Here is a 19,004-nt window from a genome sequence, read left to right as displayed (position 1 = left end):
TTTCGGCGGGCGGGTTCCACCCGGCGTACGATCCACCGGGCGATTTTCCCGAACTTGACCGTGTCAGAGCTAGCCTGGGCGATCCCGATAGCAACCTTTCGATCGAACTGTCGGGCTTCTTTGCGGTGACGTCGAACACGGCACAGGTCGGCGGCAAGATCGAGGCGCACGCGACGGCCGGTTCGCTCAAAGCTGAAGGCGTGATCGAGCTCAAAGCCCTCTTCGAGTTCGATCCGTTCAAGTTCGTCTTCGACTTCCGGGCCGGTTTTTCAGTTACGTATAAAGGGAAAGGCGTCACGTTGACGCTGAGCGGTCGCCTTGCCGGACCGACGCCGTGGCGAGTCGACGGTAAAGTCAGTTTCAGCATCGGCTTTTTCTCCGTCAGCAAAAGCGTTAACGCGACCATCGGCTCCGAAAGCGACGCCGATGCGTTGCCGCCGGCCGACGTCATGTCGAAACTGGTCGGCGAACTCGAGGAGCCGGGTAACTGGAGCGCCCAGCGACCCGTGGACGCGGATGGCCTCGTGACCGTTCGCGAGATCGACAAAACGGAACTGGCGAACGAGGACGGCGATTCGATCGTGCTAGTTCACCCGCTCGGGGGTTTGTCGTTCCGCCAGACGGTCGTTCCACTCGACTTCCGGATCGAAACCTTCGGCAACGCGCGACCGGCCCGGTTCAGGAAGTTCACCATAGACGGCGTGGCCGGGGCCAGTGACGAGAGCGCGCTGGATTTGACCGGCGTCGTCACCGAACAGTTCGCCCCCGGTCAGTACCTCGAGTTGACCGACGAGGAGCAACTCGACAGTCCGGCGTTCGAATCCCACGCGGCGGGTCGAAAGATCGAGACGGGAGCAGTCTACCGCGGCGGGACGAGCGAGACGCTCGCGGCGAACACTCGGCAGACGACGCTGCGGTACGAGACGATCGTCGAAGACCGGCGCAAGGACACCTGGGCGACGCCGCTGGCCGAACTCGGCCACTTCAGGACGCTCGAGAACTCGGCGTCGTATCTCGCTGAGTCTCGCGATATCGCGCTGGCGTTCGACGAGGTCGGCGCTGTCGCGACGGGAGAAGCCCGTTTGACGCCCGAAAAGCGGTACGATCGCCCGATTTCGATGGAAACGACGACGGTGACGGCGGCGGTGGCGGCTGAGGGAGACGACCCAACCCAGACGGTTGCGACCGGCGCGGCTGAGACAACGGTGGTGGACGACCAATTCGTACAGACGGAGGCGGCCAACTTACAGACGTCGTCGGTGGATGCGACAGCGATGGCCGCTGCAGGGACCTCGAGTACCCAGGTGGACGGGGACTCGAGCGGGGACGCCTCGAGTCCGACGCTCTCGAAGACGGCGACGATGCGCGTGGATTCGGCGTCCGATACGATTTCCCTCCACGGGACGGCTGAGCGGATTCAGACGGCCGAAGTCGCGTCGGACGACGTCGACCAGCCGACGAAAACGGTGAAAGCCACCGTTGCATCGTCGAGGGTGGGTTTCGATTCGGATGAGATGGCCGATTCCGCCACACTGCCTGGTTCCGACACAACGTCCGACTCCGCCTCGAGTTCCGGGATGGAGACGTCGGCTCGAGGTTCGAGCGGACTCTCGGTTCGTGGGTCGAGGTACCTGGTCGTCGATGCGGGCGATATGACGCCGGCTCCGATTCGCGACAACACCCGACCGACGAGCAAGGCTACTGCCAAGCGCGCGCTTTCGCGCCACGTCGCGCGAAACCCATCGGACGAGGGACGGTATCAGGTGGTTTCGGCCCGTCGCGTCCGCGAAACCGCCACTGACACCACGGAGGGCACGCAATGACTGACGACGCAACCTATACGTTTTATCCGGTAGTGAGAGCGGGGCATCGGCCAGCGAGTTCGTACGACGGGGCGATTACCTCGATTCCCGACAGCGGGACGAAACCGGTGACGCTGACGGTCGCCGGTCACGACGAAGACGACGAAATCGACACCGAGTCGGCCACCGTCGACGTTCACGTCTACGGTCCGGGCGACGTCACCGGGATCGACGATCGACAGATCGTCAGGCGTGAACCCGAACCCGACAGCGACGCCTACCCGCCACGACAGTTCCCCGTCGTCGAGTTCGACCGGCCCGACCTGCCCTGGCTGTTCAGCCCGCAGCGGGCCGACGACGACGGCAAGCTGTTGCCCTGGTTCTGTCTCGTCGTCGTCGAACGCGACGCACCGGGGGTCAGCTACGATGCCGTCGGCCCCGGTTCGCAGCCAGTTCTCGAGACGCCGGTGAGCGAACTTCCCGACCTCGAGGAGTCCTGGGCCTGGGCGCACGCTCAGCATCTCGGATCCGAGATGGGTGACGGCGAAATCCCGGCAATCGCCGCGGAGTCGACGCACTCGCGCTCGCGGCTCGTCTGTCCCCGGAACCTCGAGTCACACACGCGCTATCGGGCCTGTCTCGTTCCCGTGTTCGAACCGGGTAGACAGGCTGGGCTCGGCCGAGCGCCCGACGATGAGATCACTCTCGCCTGGGGTGACGACGGTTCGGTTCGACTGCCGGTGTACGACTCCTGGACGTTCATCACGTCTCCCGATGGCGATTTCGTCTCGCTGGCGACCGACCTCGATCCCGTGGTTCTCGGGCCGGATATCGGACGACAAACGGTCGACATCAGTGCGCCGGGGCCGACGACCCTCAAACAGCCCGGTGACGGCGAGGAGAGTACGGTCGGTCTCGAGGGTGCCCTCCAGTCGCCGGCCTCGGCGGCCGAAGACGACCCGTACGACGAATCGCTCGAGTCGGCCCTTCGATCGCTGCTCAATCGGGCGACGGCCTTCGACGATGCGATTCCGGAAGACGTGATCTCACCCCCGCTGTACGGCCGCTGGCACAGTAACCGGTCGACGGTGGAGGCGGCGGGCGAGGACGCACACTGGTTCGACAGTCTCAACGCCGATCCTCGCCACCGGCTCGCTGCGGGTTTTGGAACGATGGTCGTTCAGGGAGAACAGGAGGCGCTGATGGCGAGTGCCTGGGATCAGTTCGGTGACCTCACCGAGGTGAACAACTACTTCTGTCGAACCCAGTTAATTCGGGAATCGCTGCGCTCAACCTACGACCGTCTCGAGACGAAATCTCCGGGTCGCTTGCTCCAGTTGACCGGGCCGATCCACCGTCACGTCTTTCTCGAGGATCGGGCGGAAACGCTGTTTGCGGATATGGTCGGCACGACGACCCCCATCGGGCTCACGACGCCGTCGTTTCGTCGGTTGACGAGTCCGCGGGCACCACTGTCCAGACGGGACGGGGTGACGATGCGGATGGAGACCGTCTCCAAGCGCATCGAGACGGGTGCGATTCCGGGCCAGCTTTCGACGGACGCTACGTTCGGCGACCGCACGGTTTCGGCGGACGCCAAAACGATCGACGTTGACGGCTCGCTCCCGGAAACGACTCTCCCACCCGAGTACGTGGGTGGAGTCCTCGAGGGGGTTACGACTGGACCCGACCTCGAGGCAATCGATGACGACCTCGTGACCGGGAACGTTAGCTGGAGTAACCACCAGTTCGGTGATCTATCGCCGGGGATACCGGAGACTGTCGCTGCACAGTCCACCGGCTCGATCCCCGGAACCGACGCTGCTGGGACCGGGTTTCAAAGTACCAACACTCCCCAGTTCCTTCTCTCTGGGGCAACTCCAGCCGACTCGGATCGTAACCTGACGGAAGAACGTCGGGACGAACTGGTCGCCCGTCGGCGTGTCCTCGCGCTGCTCGAGAGCGTCGAACGACACTGCCTCGCTGCACAGCGCGACGTCAGGGGGCTCGAGAGCGCGGTGACCCGTGAGGATACGTCGCGGGTGACCACGCTCTTGCAGGCCGAACCCGGCGTGTACCGCCGGTGTGTAAGCATCGTTCCGAACGCCGTCGAACCGCTTTCGCGGGCACTCTCGAAACTGCTGGTCGACCCGCGACCGCCGACGGTCGCGGCGGGGCTGACGAGCGACGTGGCAGAGAATCAGTGCAACCGCCTCCGATCGAGCGGCGAGCAGGTCGAGGGTGCCATCGAGGCCGCTATCGAACGGCTCACCGATCCCGAGGTGCCACTGCAGGCGGCCTCGTCGCCGCTCTCGAGCGCCTCATCGACGCTTTCGCGGATGACCGGGACGGTCGACCACCTCCGCGGGATGGTCGCCGTCGAGCCCGACGTGTCCGACGGATCGACGGAGGCGGGCGGCCACCGTTTCGATTCGAACGCCGCGACTTCGATGCTGGCGAGTACGGGGATCGCTCCGGACCCCGTGAGCGCGACGATGATGAAAACGAGCCTCGAGTCGGTCGACGTCGAGTCGTTCAAACAACCCTTGCTCGATGAACTGAACCCCGAAAAACAGCTTCCGTCCGTCGTTGCTGAACGGATCGGGCTGGACGGGTTACACGACCGAATCGATCCGCTCGAGCAGGTGATGGCATCGCCGACGTTCGAGCGACCGATGTCAGATTCGCTGGTCGACATCGATCCCGAACACATGCTACCCGGTGTCGGGGAAGTACCGGCCGACAGCGTCGGCATGGTGCAGACGAATCCGGCGTTCGTCGAGGCGTTCGTGGCGGGGTTAAACCACGAAATGGCTCGCCTGCTGCGCTGGCGGCGGTTCCCGACGGACAAACGCGGAACCTACTTCAGACAGTTCTGGGACCACCGCGGCTCGCCGGTCGAAGAACAGGTACTCGAGGACGTGACCGACCTGCACACCTGGTCGGGGCCGCTCGGGACGAACGGAACCGACGAGGACGACGAACCGACGGCCGTCCTCCTCGTTCGCGGTGAGTTACTCCGTCGGTATCCAAACACGATGATATACGCTGCGAAAGCCGTCGCCGACGAAGACGAATCGGGGGAGACCGACCGGGTCCCGGCGCTGCCCAACTCGAATATGACGCGCGACGACGAGGGCGACGACCTGAAATTGCCGCTGTTTTCGGGCAAACTGACCGACGACATCTCCTTTTTCGGGTTCGATCTGACGATCCCCGAGGCACGCGCGGATCCGTATCATCGGGCGGGGAAGACGCCGGATGACCACGACGACGAAGGCTGGTTCTTCGTTCTCGAGGAGCCACCGGCCGATGCCCGGTTCGGGATGCTCGGCGGCGACGACGACCCCGATATCGATCCGATCGCCGAAACCGGCGAGTACGCCGACGTGGCGGACCCGCCGTCCTGGGTCCTCGACGATCTCGAGGACGCCGAGGGGCTCGAGTGGGGACACAACGGCGCACACATGGCCGAAATCATCTGGAGACGGCCGTCCAGAGTCGCGACACACGCCAGCGAACTGTTGCCCGACGCTGACTCGAATCCGACGGTCGTCGGAACGACCGATATTCCGTTCGAGTTGACGCCGACGCTGGAGTTCGTCGAAGCGGGTGGCGGAGCGGGAGACGGCATGGCAACGACCGACCCCGGTATCGACGACGGCGTGGATACCGATCTCGGGAGCGGACTGGATCTGGCGGGGAACCGAGAGGTCGAACGACGGGATGATATCGAGTTTTCGTTCGGTGACGTCACCGACGACGACGGAGGTGCCGACGAATGAGTACCGAAAACGAGACTGAGGGCGATGGCGGACCGAATCGAGCGGCCTACACCGAAGCGAGCGCCGCCCGAAACGCCTGGCAACGGGCTGACGGCGTCATCAACCGCGCCCGCGTCGTTGCCGAGGAACTCGAGGGATTCGGACACACCGTCGACTGGACGGCGGTCGACACGACCGCGTCCACACCTGCGTTCGAGAGCTTCGACCAGGAGGCGCTAACTCGGTGGCACGACGTCGAGGCGGCCCTCGATCGGCTGCGCGAGGAACCCGAAACTCCACGGGAAACCATCTCGTTTCTCCTCGAGCCGACCCTCGACGGGGAGACGGCGCCGCTGACGGCGTTTTCGACCGGGAGAACGGTCGACGAAACGGTCGGAACCCTGATCGACGCGCTGTCGGCGTACGTCGAGGGTGATTCGTGGGAGCCGGTCGGCGACGCCATGACGTCGGTTCCGACGGCCCCGGGACCGGTTGCTGACGCGTCGGCGCTGTTTCGTTCGATCGCGATTGCGGCGCTGGATCACCGCGAAGCGCAACGCGAGCGCGTGCAAGATGCCATCGGAACGGCGACGGACGAGGTCGGTGATCCGGTCACCGATCTCGATGAACAACCGGTCGCGCTGTTGCCCGTCGATCTCGAGACGCGGTTCGTCGACCCCGCCATGACGTCGGCAGTCGAGGACGACGAACTCTGGGTTCGCGTCTACCACGACGATATCCACGTCGACAACCACGAACCCGAGTTGACGCCCGAGGAACGACGTTTCGGAAAGCGATTCTGGGCCACAGTCTGGCTCGGAGCCCACCCGAACCCCGAATCGGTCGATCTAGCGCCTGAGAGTGCGTACCTCGTCGACAGCTTCGAGGATGCCTGGCTTCGCCGGTGGGTGAGTGACACCGATCTTGGCCGGTACTCCGAGACGCCTGCGGCGCGCTACGACGAACTCAAATCTCGAGCCTGGGGGGAACTGGTCGACCGACTCGGCTCGGAACGGGCAGGGTACGTCGTTCACACGCTCGCGCCGACCGACGGGGCGGGAACAACCCTCGAGGCGGCGCTGTTGACGCCGCCGGCGGAATCGGGTGGCGACACCGAGGGCGAGTTACCGCCGCTTCGGTTCCCCTCGGTGGCTGCTCGAACGCAGTCCTGGACGAAACAGCCCATCGCCCGACTCCTGCCCGACCGGTGGATCGCCGTCCTCGAGTGGACGAATGCCGACGGTCAGACTGTGCGAAAGACGGTCGCCGGGCACTCGATACCCGACCCGCTGCCGGTCGGGCCGCGGGCGGAACTCGAAGCGGAGCCCGAGGAAGCGGGCGAAACCGACGCCGCTGAGGAGAGCGACGAACCCGACAGAGACGGCACGGAGTGGACCACTGACATCGAGACGGCGTTCGAGGTGGGCATGGCGATTCGGATCCCGCTAACGGAACTTTCGGGCTACGACCACACACGAGGGATCGATCGCCTCACCGTCGTCGGTGCGAAAGCGTCGATGGACGCCGCGGAGACGGCGTCGGCGCTGACGGCCCAATTTTCGAGCCACCAGTACACCGACGGGCTCTCGTTGCTCCCGGCAGGGACGCCGACGAACGTCGAATCGGCCGATCCGACGGGCGCACTCGAGGAAGACCCCGAGGCGATAACGCCGCCGCGCGTGGCTGATATGGATTTAACCGACGGCGATTTGCTCGCACGCGGACTCGGCCTCGATACGAGCAACGGCCATCCGTTCGCGCACGTACCGGGTGCCGACGAGACGGGACAACTCGACGCGCGCCACGCCAACTCGGCGCTCTGGCCCGCGACGCTCGGTTACGCGCTGACGAACCTCTTGCTGCCGAACGAGAAACTCGGCCTGGAGAGCATCTGGGGTGACGATAGCGGTTCCGACGCGAACCAGTTGCCGTTCGACCCGGACAACGACGGCATTTTCGGAGACGGCGACTCTCTCGAGAGTAGTCTGGCCTGGCTCGACGCTTACAGACGACACTTCATTCGATACGTCCGCTCGAGGGGACCGTTTCCGACGGTTCGAGTCGGGAAGCAGCCCTACGGCGTGTTACCGGTGACGGCGACCCACGACCCGGAGACCGCGATTCCCGCTGTCGATCCGAGCATCGTCCAGGCGATCCAGACGGCAGAGTTAACGGTCGAGGAAGCGGAATCCATGGGCGTTTCGACGGCTGCCCTCGTCGACACCCCAGAAATCGAAACGAAGACGCTGCTCGAGGCCGGCGCGCCGGCGAAGACCCTGTACGATCACGGGATCGAAGCCGTCGAACTGGCCGAGAGCGGCGTCGAAGCGCCGGAACTGCGCGAGATGGGGGCGACCGTCGAGGATCTGGCCGAGCGCGGGGCACCGTTGTCGACGCTGGTGCAGGCCGGTTTCGAGGTCGTCGAACTCGAGGCGGTCGGTGCAGCGATAGAGGACGTTCTCGAAGCCGGGGCCAGACCCCAACAGTTGGCGCGGGCGGGTCTTTCGGTGGCCCAGATTGCAGGTGTCGACGTTCCGGCCGACGAGATAATTAGGGCCGGGTTCGCCGCCCGTGACGTTGTCGAGGCCGGGTTTTCGGTCGTCGACGTGATACGCGGTGGCGCACCGCCGAGTACGCTTCGAGACATCCGACTCGATCAGTCCACGCTCAAAGCCCTCGAGGCTCCGGCGGGGAGTTTGCGGTTCGCGGGCGTGTCAGCAGCGGATCTGTTGCAGGCGGGGTACACGGCATCGGAACTGCTCAACGGCGGATTCGACGAGAAAGAACTCGCCGACACGGGCATCTCCGTCGGCGACCTCAGAAACGCCGGGCGGACGGCGGCCGAACTCGCGACCGAAGGCGTGACCGTCGAGCAACTGCGTGAGCGTGGATTCGGACCCGACCAGTTACTCGAATCGGGGTACGGACAGGGGATGTTGCTCGAGGCCGGCTACACGGCCGGTGAACTGTTCGATGCCGGCGCTTCGGTGGAAGCGCTCGTCGAGTCGAGCGCCGACCTCGGTGCGTTGAAGACGGCTGGCGTGTCGGTATCGAAACTGGTCGATGCCGGGGCGGATCTCGAAGCGCTTCGGGAGGCAGGGACCAGCGCGGACGCCCTCGCTGCGGCCGGAATCGGCGCCGAGCGACTGGCTGAAGCTGGCTACGCACCAAAGGAACTCGAGGCGGCCGGGCTGGCGGTCGGGTCAGTCGCCCAGACGATGGGTGCGGATACCGAAGACGAAGGGGCTGATGAATCGAAGTCGTCGGTCCGCTCGGTTTCGGTAACCGAAGCGGTGACGCGGGCCGAACGCGATCTGTACGGGTTCGGGTTCGATCCGGCGACCTCCCGAACGCTCCGGGCGCGGTCGGCAGCGGCACCGAAAACCGTCCCAGAAGCGACGGATGGTTTCGAGCCTCAGACGCGCGAGGACTCGAGCGTGGACGCCGTCTCGGCGTCGGCGCGGAAATCCGCGTCGCCGACGAAGCGCGAAGCGGAGTCGGATGGAACGGAGCGAAAAACGTCGAAATCACCGACGGACGAGCAGCCAGACGTACCCGCCGACGGAGACGAACCGGCAGAGACGCACGAGAAACCGAATCGCGAAGCGAAGACGGGGTCCGAACCGACGGACGAGCCGAACGCCGAAACAACGGCTACCGAACGATCGACTGCTGTCACGGATACGGGTGCGACGTCGACGCCACCGGTCGACGGCACCACCTCGAAAACGATCACGGGCTACTCGAGTGAAGCCGCTGGCATCTCCTCGGCTAACCAGTTCGTCGCCGGTGAGACCGTTATCGAGGCTGCCCCTGGGGTTCTCGAGGGGACGGTGACGATTCCCCGATTGACGCCGACCGACGAACGAATCGCGGATCGAATCGAATCGCTGGTCATGGATCTGCGTCCCATCTGGAGCGACGCCGCCGAAACGCTGCCCTTCGGTGACGGCCAGGACGACTGGTCAGTTCTGGATGCCCTGGAGCGCCACGGCGTCTCCAGGTCGGCCCGCGTCGACGCCTGGATCGATCCGCAGTTCGCTCCGGACGATGCGAAGGCGCTCGAGTCGTTCCTCAAATCGCGTGAGTTGACCCAGTTCGATCCGCGACTCGCGCATCTGGTCCTCGAGCAGGCCGGGGACGGGCCGACGGTCGCTCCCTACGAGATGGTCGACGGACAGATCAGCGTGTTCCTCAACCTTCTCACCGCCGAATCGATCACCGATCTACGGACGCTCACGTTCGAGGTCGATCCGTCGGTCATCGATCCGACCGGGTTCGATGACCCGCTCGCCGGTCACTGGGACCAACTGCCGACAGTCGGCCAGCGGGCCGCCCTGTTCGCCGTTCTCGAGGAAGCGGACGACCCCGTGGGATTGCTCGAGGGACTGTTGGACGACGATGCCGGAGTCTCAGGCGAGAAACTCTCGCTCGCCGCATCGTTCGCGGCGAACCCGGCGTACGGGGAAACCGGCGTCCTGCGATCACTCGCCCGGATGCTGTTCTATCACGGCCTCCAGCGGGAGTATCTCGAGGCACGCCTTCGAATGGGCGTTCTGTTCGACGACCTGCCCATTTCCGGGCCTGACTTTACGGCCATGGGCCATCCGTTTATTACCGTCTTCGAGTCGCCGTACGCCGAGTTACTCGAAACCAATGCGCCCGACGAGCTGGTCGATGCGGTGTGGGGAACGAACCGGACCGACGGTGCTGTCGAAGCTGAGTCGCCAGTGGGTGACGCGAGTGGGAGCGCGCCGATAACTGATCCGGGACTCGGTTCGGACGTCACCGCGAACGACGTCGAATTTTCCTACGACGATTTCTCGGAGACCGAATCGAGTGCGGCTGCGGACGACGGGTCAAGCAGTAGCACGTACCAGGGAACGTCGTTTCAATTCGATACGGTCGGGCAGGCAGCCGTCGACACGAAACTGTCGGAAGCTGCTCTGCAAACGACGATCGCAGAGCCGGCAACGGCGGAGACTTCGACCGGTACCGGAGCCAACAGCTACAACGCAGTCGAACTGGGCGGGCAGCACGAGGAACTGAGCGAGCACACACTCGATACTGACGTTCTATTCGGTGATCCGACGTACGCCGATCTGCTCGAGAAAATCGCCGACGACGACGCGACGACGACGGCACTCGATCCGCGGCTGAGCGAGTTCACCGATAGCCTCGCGCACCTCCAGTCGTGTGAACCGAGCCAAATTTCCACGTTGATCGGGGAGAGCCTCGATCTCGCGAGTCACCGCCTCGACGCCTGGTGGACGTCGCTGGCGACCAAACGACTGTTCGAACTGCGCGAACGCCAGCGCGTGGGCGAAGCGGCCTTCGACGCCTGGGACGTCGACCGGTACGACGCCGACGACGTTCGCTCTCGAGTCGATCCGTCGCTGCTCGGCGGACTCGACCTGGAGGACGGGGACTCGGCAGGCGAGGCGACCGCGTCCGGAGACGAACCCGAATCGGACGATTCGAGTGACGTGTTCGGCGAGGCTCGAGACGATTCGCTGCCGGAGGCCGGCCTTTACGTCGGCGGCTACGGTGTCGTGACCGATCTCAAACCGACGCTCGAGGACTCGCCGACGTACGTTCACACGCCCTCCGAACAGCAGGCGACGACGGCAGCCCTGTTGCGTAGCGGCTACCTGGCGGGTGAAGAAGACGACGGCGAGAACCTCCTCGCGCTGGACCTCTCGCCCGAGCGCACCCAGGACGCAAAGTGGCTTATCGACGGCGTCAAACGCGGGCAATCGCTCGGCGAACTCCTCGGGTACCGTTTTGAACGGAGACTCCACGAGGTGACGGTGCAGCCAGATTCGCCTAACTTGATGCAGTATCGACAGCCCCTCCGCGAGGCGTTCCCCGCCGTACTTGGGGGACTCGAGTACGCCGAAGAGGCTATCGATCCCGCGGAAGCCGGCCGCCGACGCGAACTCGCCAGGAGCGACGTCCTCGACGGCTATCAGCTGATTCGTCACTGGGACGACGACTTTTTCGAGAGCGCGGCTGCAACCGAGTTGCCACCGTCCGACTCTCCGGCCCACGACGAACTGACGAAACTGGTCGAGGAACTCGAGGACGACGTCGATGCCGTCAGCGACATCCTCATCGCCGAAAGCGTTCATCAACTCGGGAAGGGCAACCTCGAGGACGCGAGTGTTTCACTCGAGGCCCTTGCGACGGGCGCTCAGTTACCCGAGCCGACGGTGACCTCGTTGCCCCGAACGGAGACGGGACTGACACACCGCCAGCTCGTCTTGCTCGAGGCCGACGAGGACGTGGCCGACCCGACCACGACACAGTTACGGGCGGTTGCCGAACCGTCGCTCGAGGCGTGGGCGGAAACCCTGCTACCCGACCCGTCGACGGTCGGTTGCCAAGTGCGTTGCCGATGGCGAGCCTTGACGACCGATGCGGTCACCGGCGAGGAGACGACGACCACGGAGACGGCGGAAACGGCGGTGACGATAGCCGATCTCGATCTGGCCGCTCTCGACGTCCTCGCGCTCGCTCAGGACGCCGAACAGGAGGGCAACTCCGAACTCGAACAGCGGATCGCGTACTACGTTCGGCGACACGCCCTCGACGTGCCCGCCGATGCGACGCTCGAACTCGCGCTCACCGAACCGGGCGAGGCAGCGGTGAGCGTCGCCGCGCTGATCGAAGCGGGTCGGAGCCTCTCGTCGCTGATCGACGGCGGGCGGGCCGCCGACGGAACGGACCTCACGCATCCAGCCGAGACGCCAGCGGCGGGCTACGACGAGGCCACACTCGAGACGTTGACCGACCGCGGGAACGCCGTTCACGACCGCCTCGAGTCGATCGGCGGACTGCTTCTCGATCGGCTTCCAGCCGTTGGCGTTGACGGCGAGGCACTCGTGAACGCGCCGGGTCTCGAAGCGGTCGAGGATACCCCTGCGCCGACGGAACCGAACGGCACTGCCGATCCGGGCGGCGATGACTCGGCAACCGACGATCCGATCGACGAGGATCGGGCGCTGACGACGCGCGCCGACGCCGTTTCGGTGGCCGTCGAGACGGTCTTCGAGGAGAGCTACGTGGCCGAGATCGACGAGGCCCTCGCTGCCCTCGAGGCCGCCGATATCACGGGGGCGTTCGATGCGCTCGCGAGTGCGTTACCGGCCGGCGTCACGGACGAGGAAGCGGTGGCCGCCGATCGGATCGTCTTCGCCGACACGGGGCAAACCATTCGCGGTTCGATCGGATCGATTGCGGTACCGCCCGGAGTCGCGGGGAACGGTGATGGCAACTCGAGTGATGATGACGGTTCGAGCGATGGCGATGACGAGGATGACAGCGACGATGGAAGCGGGGACGACGACGGATCGGGAAGTGGAGACGATGGGAACTCGGGCGATGACGACTCGAGCGACAGTGACGACTCGGACGGTGACGACTCGACTCTCACGGCCACCGCCGAACACGATTACGGACTCGGGACGCCGTCCTGGATCGGGGCACAGGACCTCGACCTCCGCGAACCGCGGACGTCGGTCGATCTCGATGAGCTGACTGGCCCCGGCGGCGCCATGTTCGGGGAAACAGTCGACATTGACGACTCCCTCGGAACTGACCTGCAAGATAGCAGTTTCATGACCACGATGATGGCGTCCGAGCCAGACGTCGATAACGGGGATTCGAGCGACGACAAAGGTTCGAGCGACAACGGTGGTTCGAACAGTGACGAGAACTCGAGCGATGACGACGCAGGTAGCGACGCTTCAGGATCCGATGATGGTGCCCTCGAGACCACCTTCGACGGTTCGACCCTCGAGGTCGTCGTCTGGGGAGTTTCTGGGATCGAACCGGTCTGGAAGACGGCGACGGCGACGGTCGAGAACGGACGGTTCACTGTCACGATTGACTTCGACGACGTCGAACCCGGTACCTCGCTCTCGATCGCTGGCTTCGTCGACTCGACGCTCGTCTACAGCGCGAGCGGTCACGTCCTCGAGGTGACCGAGAGCGGCGTCATCGACGACAGCAAAGACGTTCTCGAGGCCAATCGCGACAGTCTCGGGGCGCTGTGCTGGCTCGCGGCCGTCCGCGAAGCGGTGGTTCTTGCGGACGAATCGGGAGCGGGTGGGGAAGACGGCGACGCTGCGGCCGGGAAACCGCTTGCGACGCTCGCTACAGCACTCGAGCGGCTCGATTTCGACGCTGTCGCTACAACAGCCGCTGAAACCGAGACGGTCTCGCCAGCGAGCGCCGACGCCATCGCCGCGCTCGTCGACCTCGAGTCGGTCGACCTCGCCGCGTTCGTCGACGCGATCGAACCGGTGATCGACGTGGCTCGCGTACTCGGTCTCGACGAAGCGTTCGACGTGATCGGCCGGGACGACGGCCATCTCGAGGCGCGAATCGCGTCGGTTCGACGCTACCGGGCGGTCGGTGACGTTCGGCGACGGCTCCGACGGGTTGCCGACGACGCGAGCGCCCTCGGGGCCGGGGTCCCCCCGCGGGCGCTCGCATACGACCAGGGAGTCGCGGCCGCTATCGAGTCGACGCCGGAGCCGACCGTGACGGCTCGAGCGATCGACGCGCTCGTTCACTCGCCAGCATGGGCCGTTATCGCACTCGAGGACGCGGTCGATCGACCGGCGCTGACGCTCGCCCGACTCAGCGCGTGGGTGTTCGACGGCTCGGTAGCCGAACTGGCTCTGGAGGGGGCGAACGGTGAGAGTTCGGACGATGCGGGTGATTCGGGCGAAGGGGATGACAATGGAAGCGACGCCGAAGACAGTACAACACCAACCGAGGGCGTCGACCACCACGCGGCGCTCGTCGCGGACCTTCGGGCCATCGCCGCGGCGAGCGTCGATCTCGAGGGGCTGTTCGACGGCGTTTCCTCAGATGTGACAGCGACCGAAGACGGGTTGAACGCGCTCGCCGACGAGATCGAAGCCAACCCGGTCGACGCCAGTTCGGCCGCCAGCCCCGTCGACGCGACGACGACGATTACGGCCGACGTCGACCCCGCGGCGACGCAGGCGACGACGACGCGAGCGTTGCTTTCCGCCGTCGAGACGGCGGACCCCGATCCGGCGACGGCGCTCAGGGAGGCCGTTCTCGAGGGGCTACGTGAACCGCTGCTGGCAGCGTCGTTCGCCGGCGTCTATGGCGCGGTTCCGTCGGCACCCGTCGGGGCGACCGTGAGCGACGAGCGGACGCTGCGAACACAGGCAGTTGCCGTACTCGGGGAACTCGACGAACGGCTGCTGGCGGCGTCGGCCCTCGATCCGAGACGGAGCGAGTCGCTCACCGGCCAGCCACTTCCCCAGCAAGTCGAGACGCAGCGAGACCGACTCGAGAGATTGCTCGAGGACGTCACCGTGCTGATTCCGTTCACGCCGGATAACGGCCTGACGCTACGGGAGACGTTCTCCGGGACGTCGATGCCGGAGTTGGCCGGTCCGCTGTCCATGGAAACGTGGCTTCAACGGATCGCACAGGTTCGCGACCGACCGGCGACGTTCCGGGACGGGCTCTCCTATGCCGAGGCGTTGACCGGCGAGTTCCACCGTGATCTGACCGTCGGGCAGTTGCCCTACGACCCGGAAGAGCCCTGGATGGGGGCCGATGGCGTCGAACCGAAGCACAACTATCTGTCTTTGGTCGCTCAGTTCGGCCCCGGGCTCGAGCCGGTCGATGCTAACAGTCGACTGACGGCCCTCTTCGTCGACGAGTGGGTCGAAACGGTCCCGTCGTCGACCGAACGAACGGGGCTTGCGCTGCAGTGTGAAGACCCCGGAAATCGGCCGCCGCAGTCGGTTCTGCTCGCGCTCCCGCCGGAAGATGAGTCCTGGTCGCTCGCGTCGCTGGTGGGTGCCGTCACCGAGACGATGACCTACGCTCGGTTGCGAGCGGTCGATCTCGACGACCTCGCCCACCCGGCCGCGGGGGATTCCCGGTCGCTGTTCCCGGCGATATATCTGCCGAACGACGGAGGTATCGATCGGCCCCGGACCCCGTCGGTCAACGTCGATGCGATCGACTGGTACGACCAGGAGTACGATCCGTCGCTGCTCGACAGGCACGTGTTCGAGTCGCCGAAAGCTATCCTCGAGAGCCTCGAAACGCTCGGCGTCGAACTCCACTACGATGCGGAGGCCGACGGGGGTGGTGCCTGATGAACCGAAACCGATCTCACTGGGCTCGACTCGCACCGACGTCCCGGAGTACGGACATCGAGACGGGATTGCGCGCTAGCGTCCATGACCCGCTGTGGCTGTTGAGTCGCCAGTGGCAACTCGCAGAGTTCCGCGGTGCGGATGCGGGCACGCCAGTCGACGTGTCGGTGACGACCGAACGCGATCCGTTCACCGCCGTCCACCTCCACGGTGACGGTGCGGCCGGCGCGGCGGATTCGGTCCCCTACGATGGCGGACCGCTCGAGCCACTGATCGAACGCGAACCGGTCGTCACGGAAGGCGGTTCGCCCTCGGGGCGACTCGCCGCCGAAGCCGGTACCCGGTTCCGGCGACTCCTGATGGAGACAGGTTACGGCGAGTACACTCCCGAGGACTTTCCGGCCGCGCTACACCTCGAAGCGCCGCCCGAGGCGATGGAATCGGCCGACCGCCGCTATTTCCGCGTCATGGATGGCCGGGCGCTCGACGGCCGAGCGATTTACGCGGCGCTCGAGGACGCCTGTCCCAATCTGGATGCGGTCACTGCGGAGGCGGACGCTAGCACCGATCCCTGGACGAATGCGTCGGTCGAGAAGTTACCGCTTCCGACTGGTGGGTCGGCAACGGACAGCTATCAGGAGGCCGCCCTCGAGTTCGCTCGCTGGTATCTTACGCTGTACGACGAACCGAACGCGGAAACGGGGAGCGCGTGGCGGCCGACGCGACTCGAGTACGATGCCTCGGTAACGACCGGCGCTGGCGAGACGGCTGGCGCTTTCGACGTGTCGGCATACCCGGGGGGTCGCCTCGACCGTGACGATTTCGTCCCGGTGGAGGAGACGGACTCGTCGTCGGCGAGTGGTGGCTCGAGCGGCGGTACGACATCGGGGAGCGAAGTCGACTCGAACGACAGCCAGTCCGAGACGCCTGGAGACGGCTCGGCGGAAACGGGGGGTTCCGACGACGAGTCTGTCACGATCACCGAAACCGTCTCCGGCTGGCCGACCCAGATTAACTTCCCGGGGATGCCAAACCGTCGCTGGTGGGAGTTTTCGGACAGTTCGCTGGCTTTCACCGACCTCTCAGCTGACGGCGTCGGCCTCGCGACCGTCATGATCCTCGATTACGCCGTCGAGTTCGGTGCCGACTGGTATCGGTTGCCACTCGAAATGCCCGTGGGCTCGTACGTCCGGGTCATCGACTGTACGGTGACAGATACGTTCGGCATCGAACTGACGGCCGGGCCCGTCGACGACGACTGGCGGTGTTTCCGATCGGAACTCCCCGCCCACGACGAACCGGGATTACTCCTGCCGCCAACCCTGTCGAACGTCACCAGCAGCGATCCAGTGGAGGAAGTCGCCTTCGGCCGCGACGAGATGGCGAATCTCGTCTTCGGCCTCGAGCGCGTCGTCGAGGGTCCCACCGGCGACCCCGTCGACCGGACGGAGTTCTTGGCCCCCGAACTCGAGATCGAATCGGTGCAGATGGCCGCTGATCCCGACCGGGAGTACGTCACCTTCGACAACCCGGGCGAAGACACGCTCGACGTTAGCGGCCACGTCGTTCGCGCAGTGTATGCCGACGGTGATGGCGATACCGACTCGAGCGAGGAAACCGTGACCGACGTATTCGCCTTCGGTGATCTGACGATCGGGCCCGGCGACTCGATCACGCTGTTTAGCGGAACGGCACCGACCGAAGCCGACCTTTCAGCCGGGATGAGTGCCCCCGTCTGGCGCGATGCGGATGCACTCGACGTGTACGCACTCGAGGGTGCTTCAGCAGACGACAGTGACGGTTCGCAGGATGACGGTGCAGAAGACGATCCGCTCGGACCGGTTGACGGGCGGTTGATCCGTCGAAAACTCTTGCAATCACCTGACGCGGACGGTGCCTACCGCCTCGCGACGTCGGTCCCGCCCTACTGGTTCCCGTTCACGATGGATCACGACCCTGCGGATCCGCCGACGGTGGCCAATCCGGACGTCCCCTATCGTCTCCGGCAGGCGCTACTGCTCGATGCCGACTCCCTCGATGCACCGCTTTCGGCGATTCCGCGCCCGGAGGGACAGATTCTCGATCCGGATCCGTCGACGTTACCGGCGTCCGTCGAGGACGTGGACGCCGAGGACCAGCCCTTCTGGCTGTACGAAGAGGAGGTTACGCGAAGCGGCTGTGAAGTCTCCCGTCGCTACCAGCTCGCTCGCTGGACCGACGGCTCGACACATCTCTGGGTGGGTCGACAGGCTACGAACGGGGCCGGTGAACTCGCCAGTGGCCTTCGATTTGACATCCTCGACGACATCGGAAAACCTGACCGCTGATCAGCGCGATATCGACTCGGTGTCTTCTGAGACGACGGCGTCGACCTCTTCTTTGGTGACGAGGGCGACGTCACCGGGAATAGTCCGCTTGAGTGCCGCGGTCGCAGCGGCGTACTCGAGTGCGCGTCCCACGTCGTTGCCAGAGAGTCGTCGGGCGATGAACGCACCGGTGAAGGCGTCGCCGGTACCGATGGGGTCGACGGTTTCGGTCTCGTAGGCGCCGTGGTCGTGGACGACGTTATCGTGCCAGGCGAGTGCGCCCTGGTCGCCGCGCGTGACGACGACCGTTCGGAAGTCGAACTTCGAACCGAGTTTGTGAGCCAACTGTCGTGGGTCGCCCTCGTAGCCGAGGACGGTTCGGGCGTCTCGAGCGGCGATGACGAGAATGTCGATACCGGGGAACAGTTTCGTGAGTGTCTTTCGAGCCTCTTCTGGCGTCCAGAGTTTCCGACGGTAGTTGAGGTCGAACGCCGTCGTTGTATCACCCTGTCGGGCCGCTTTGAGCATCTGGGCAGTCGTCTCCCGCAGCGTTGGCGAGAGCGCCGGCGTGATGCCGGAGGTGAAAAACACGCGTGCGTTCTGGATGAGATCGATGTCGAACTCCTGTGGTTCGGCGGTCGTAATCGCCGCGTTAGAACGGTCGTACACGACGTTCGTCCCCCGCGGTTTGCCACCGTGCTCGAGGTAGTACGTCCCCTGTCGGCCTTCGTCACTCCAGACGATGTCCGTGTCGATGCCGTACTGCTCGAGTTCGCCGACGACGCGTCGGCCGAGCGGTGAGTCCGGGAGCTTCGAGGTCCACGTCGAGACGGCTCCGAGGCGTTCGGCGGCGACGGCGACGTTGCTTTCAGCGCCCGCTGCACGCACTTCGAGTTCGGAGGCGGTCTCGAGGCGTTCGTGTCCGGGCGGCGAGAGCCTGAGCATCGTCTCGCCGAAGGTGACGAGATCGCTCAC

At 65.2% G+C, this 19,004-nt stretch carries 5 protein-coding genes (1 of these 5 only partly in view); 4 read left to right on the top strand and 1 reads right to left on the bottom strand.

Annotation, left to right across the window (positions count from 1 at the left end):
* The 4 genes in view from NLK60_RS07810 to NLK60_RS07795 are tightly spaced (each overlapping or abutting the next) and all read left to right on the top strand, a layout consistent with a single transcriptional unit that may run on beyond the window.
* Positions 1-1,823, top strand: partial view of a DUF6603 domain-containing protein gene (locus NLK60_RS07810; protein WP_254810321.1) — the 3' end only. Its footprint begins 2,317 nt before the window's first position; only the last 1,823 of its 4,140 coding nucleotides appear in the window; its start codon lies off the left edge, out of view; its stop codon occupies positions 1,821-1,823.
* Positions 1,820-5,587, top strand: a complete 3,768-nt coding sequence (locus NLK60_RS07805; RefSeq protein WP_254810320.1) for a hypothetical protein — start codon at positions 1,820-1,822, stop codon at positions 5,585-5,587. Before NLK60_RS07810 ends, NLK60_RS07805 begins: the two co-directional genes overlap by 4 nt.
* On the top strand, positions 5,584-15,723 hold the full coding sequence (locus NLK60_RS07800; protein ID WP_254810319.1) for a hypothetical protein: 10,140 nt from the start codon (positions 5,584-5,586) through the stop codon (positions 15,721-15,723). Before NLK60_RS07805 ends, NLK60_RS07800 begins: the two co-directional genes overlap by 4 nt.
* On the top strand, positions 15,723-18,050 hold the full coding sequence (locus NLK60_RS07795; protein WP_254810318.1) for a lamin tail domain-containing protein: 2,328 nt from the start codon (positions 15,723-15,725) through the stop codon (positions 18,048-18,050). Before NLK60_RS07800 ends, NLK60_RS07795 begins: the two co-directional genes overlap by 1 nt.
* On the opposite strand, the gene kdgK1 is transcribed toward NLK60_RS07795, so the two are convergent.
* Entirely contained in the window at positions 18,051-19,004 is a 954-nt protein-coding gene (gene kdgK1 / locus NLK60_RS07790; protein ID WP_254810317.1) for a bifunctional 2-dehydro-3-deoxygluconokinase/2-dehydro-3-deoxygalactonokinase, read from the bottom strand.

This window comes from Natronosalvus amylolyticus, assembly GCF_024298845.1.
Taxonomy (GTDB): Archaea; Halobacteriota; Halobacteria; order Halobacteriales; family Natrialbaceae; genus Natronosalvus; species Natronosalvus amylolyticus.
Note: the sequence above shows the minus strand (reverse complement) of the source record. Positions and strands in the feature narration are given on the sequence as shown.

Excerpts from the sequence above, each read along its gene's own strand:
- NLK60_RS07805 (WP_254810320.1), top strand. The coding sequence starts at position 1,820 with ATGACTGACGACGCAACCTATACGTTTTATCCGGTAGTGAGAGCGGGG.
- NLK60_RS07800 (WP_254810319.1), top strand. The coding sequence starts at position 5,584 with ATGAGTACCGAAAACGAGACTGAGGGCGATGGCGGACCGAATCGAGCG.
- NLK60_RS07795 (WP_254810318.1), top strand. The coding sequence starts at position 15,723 with ATGAACCGAAACCGATCTCACTGGGCTCGACTCGCACCGACGTCCCGG.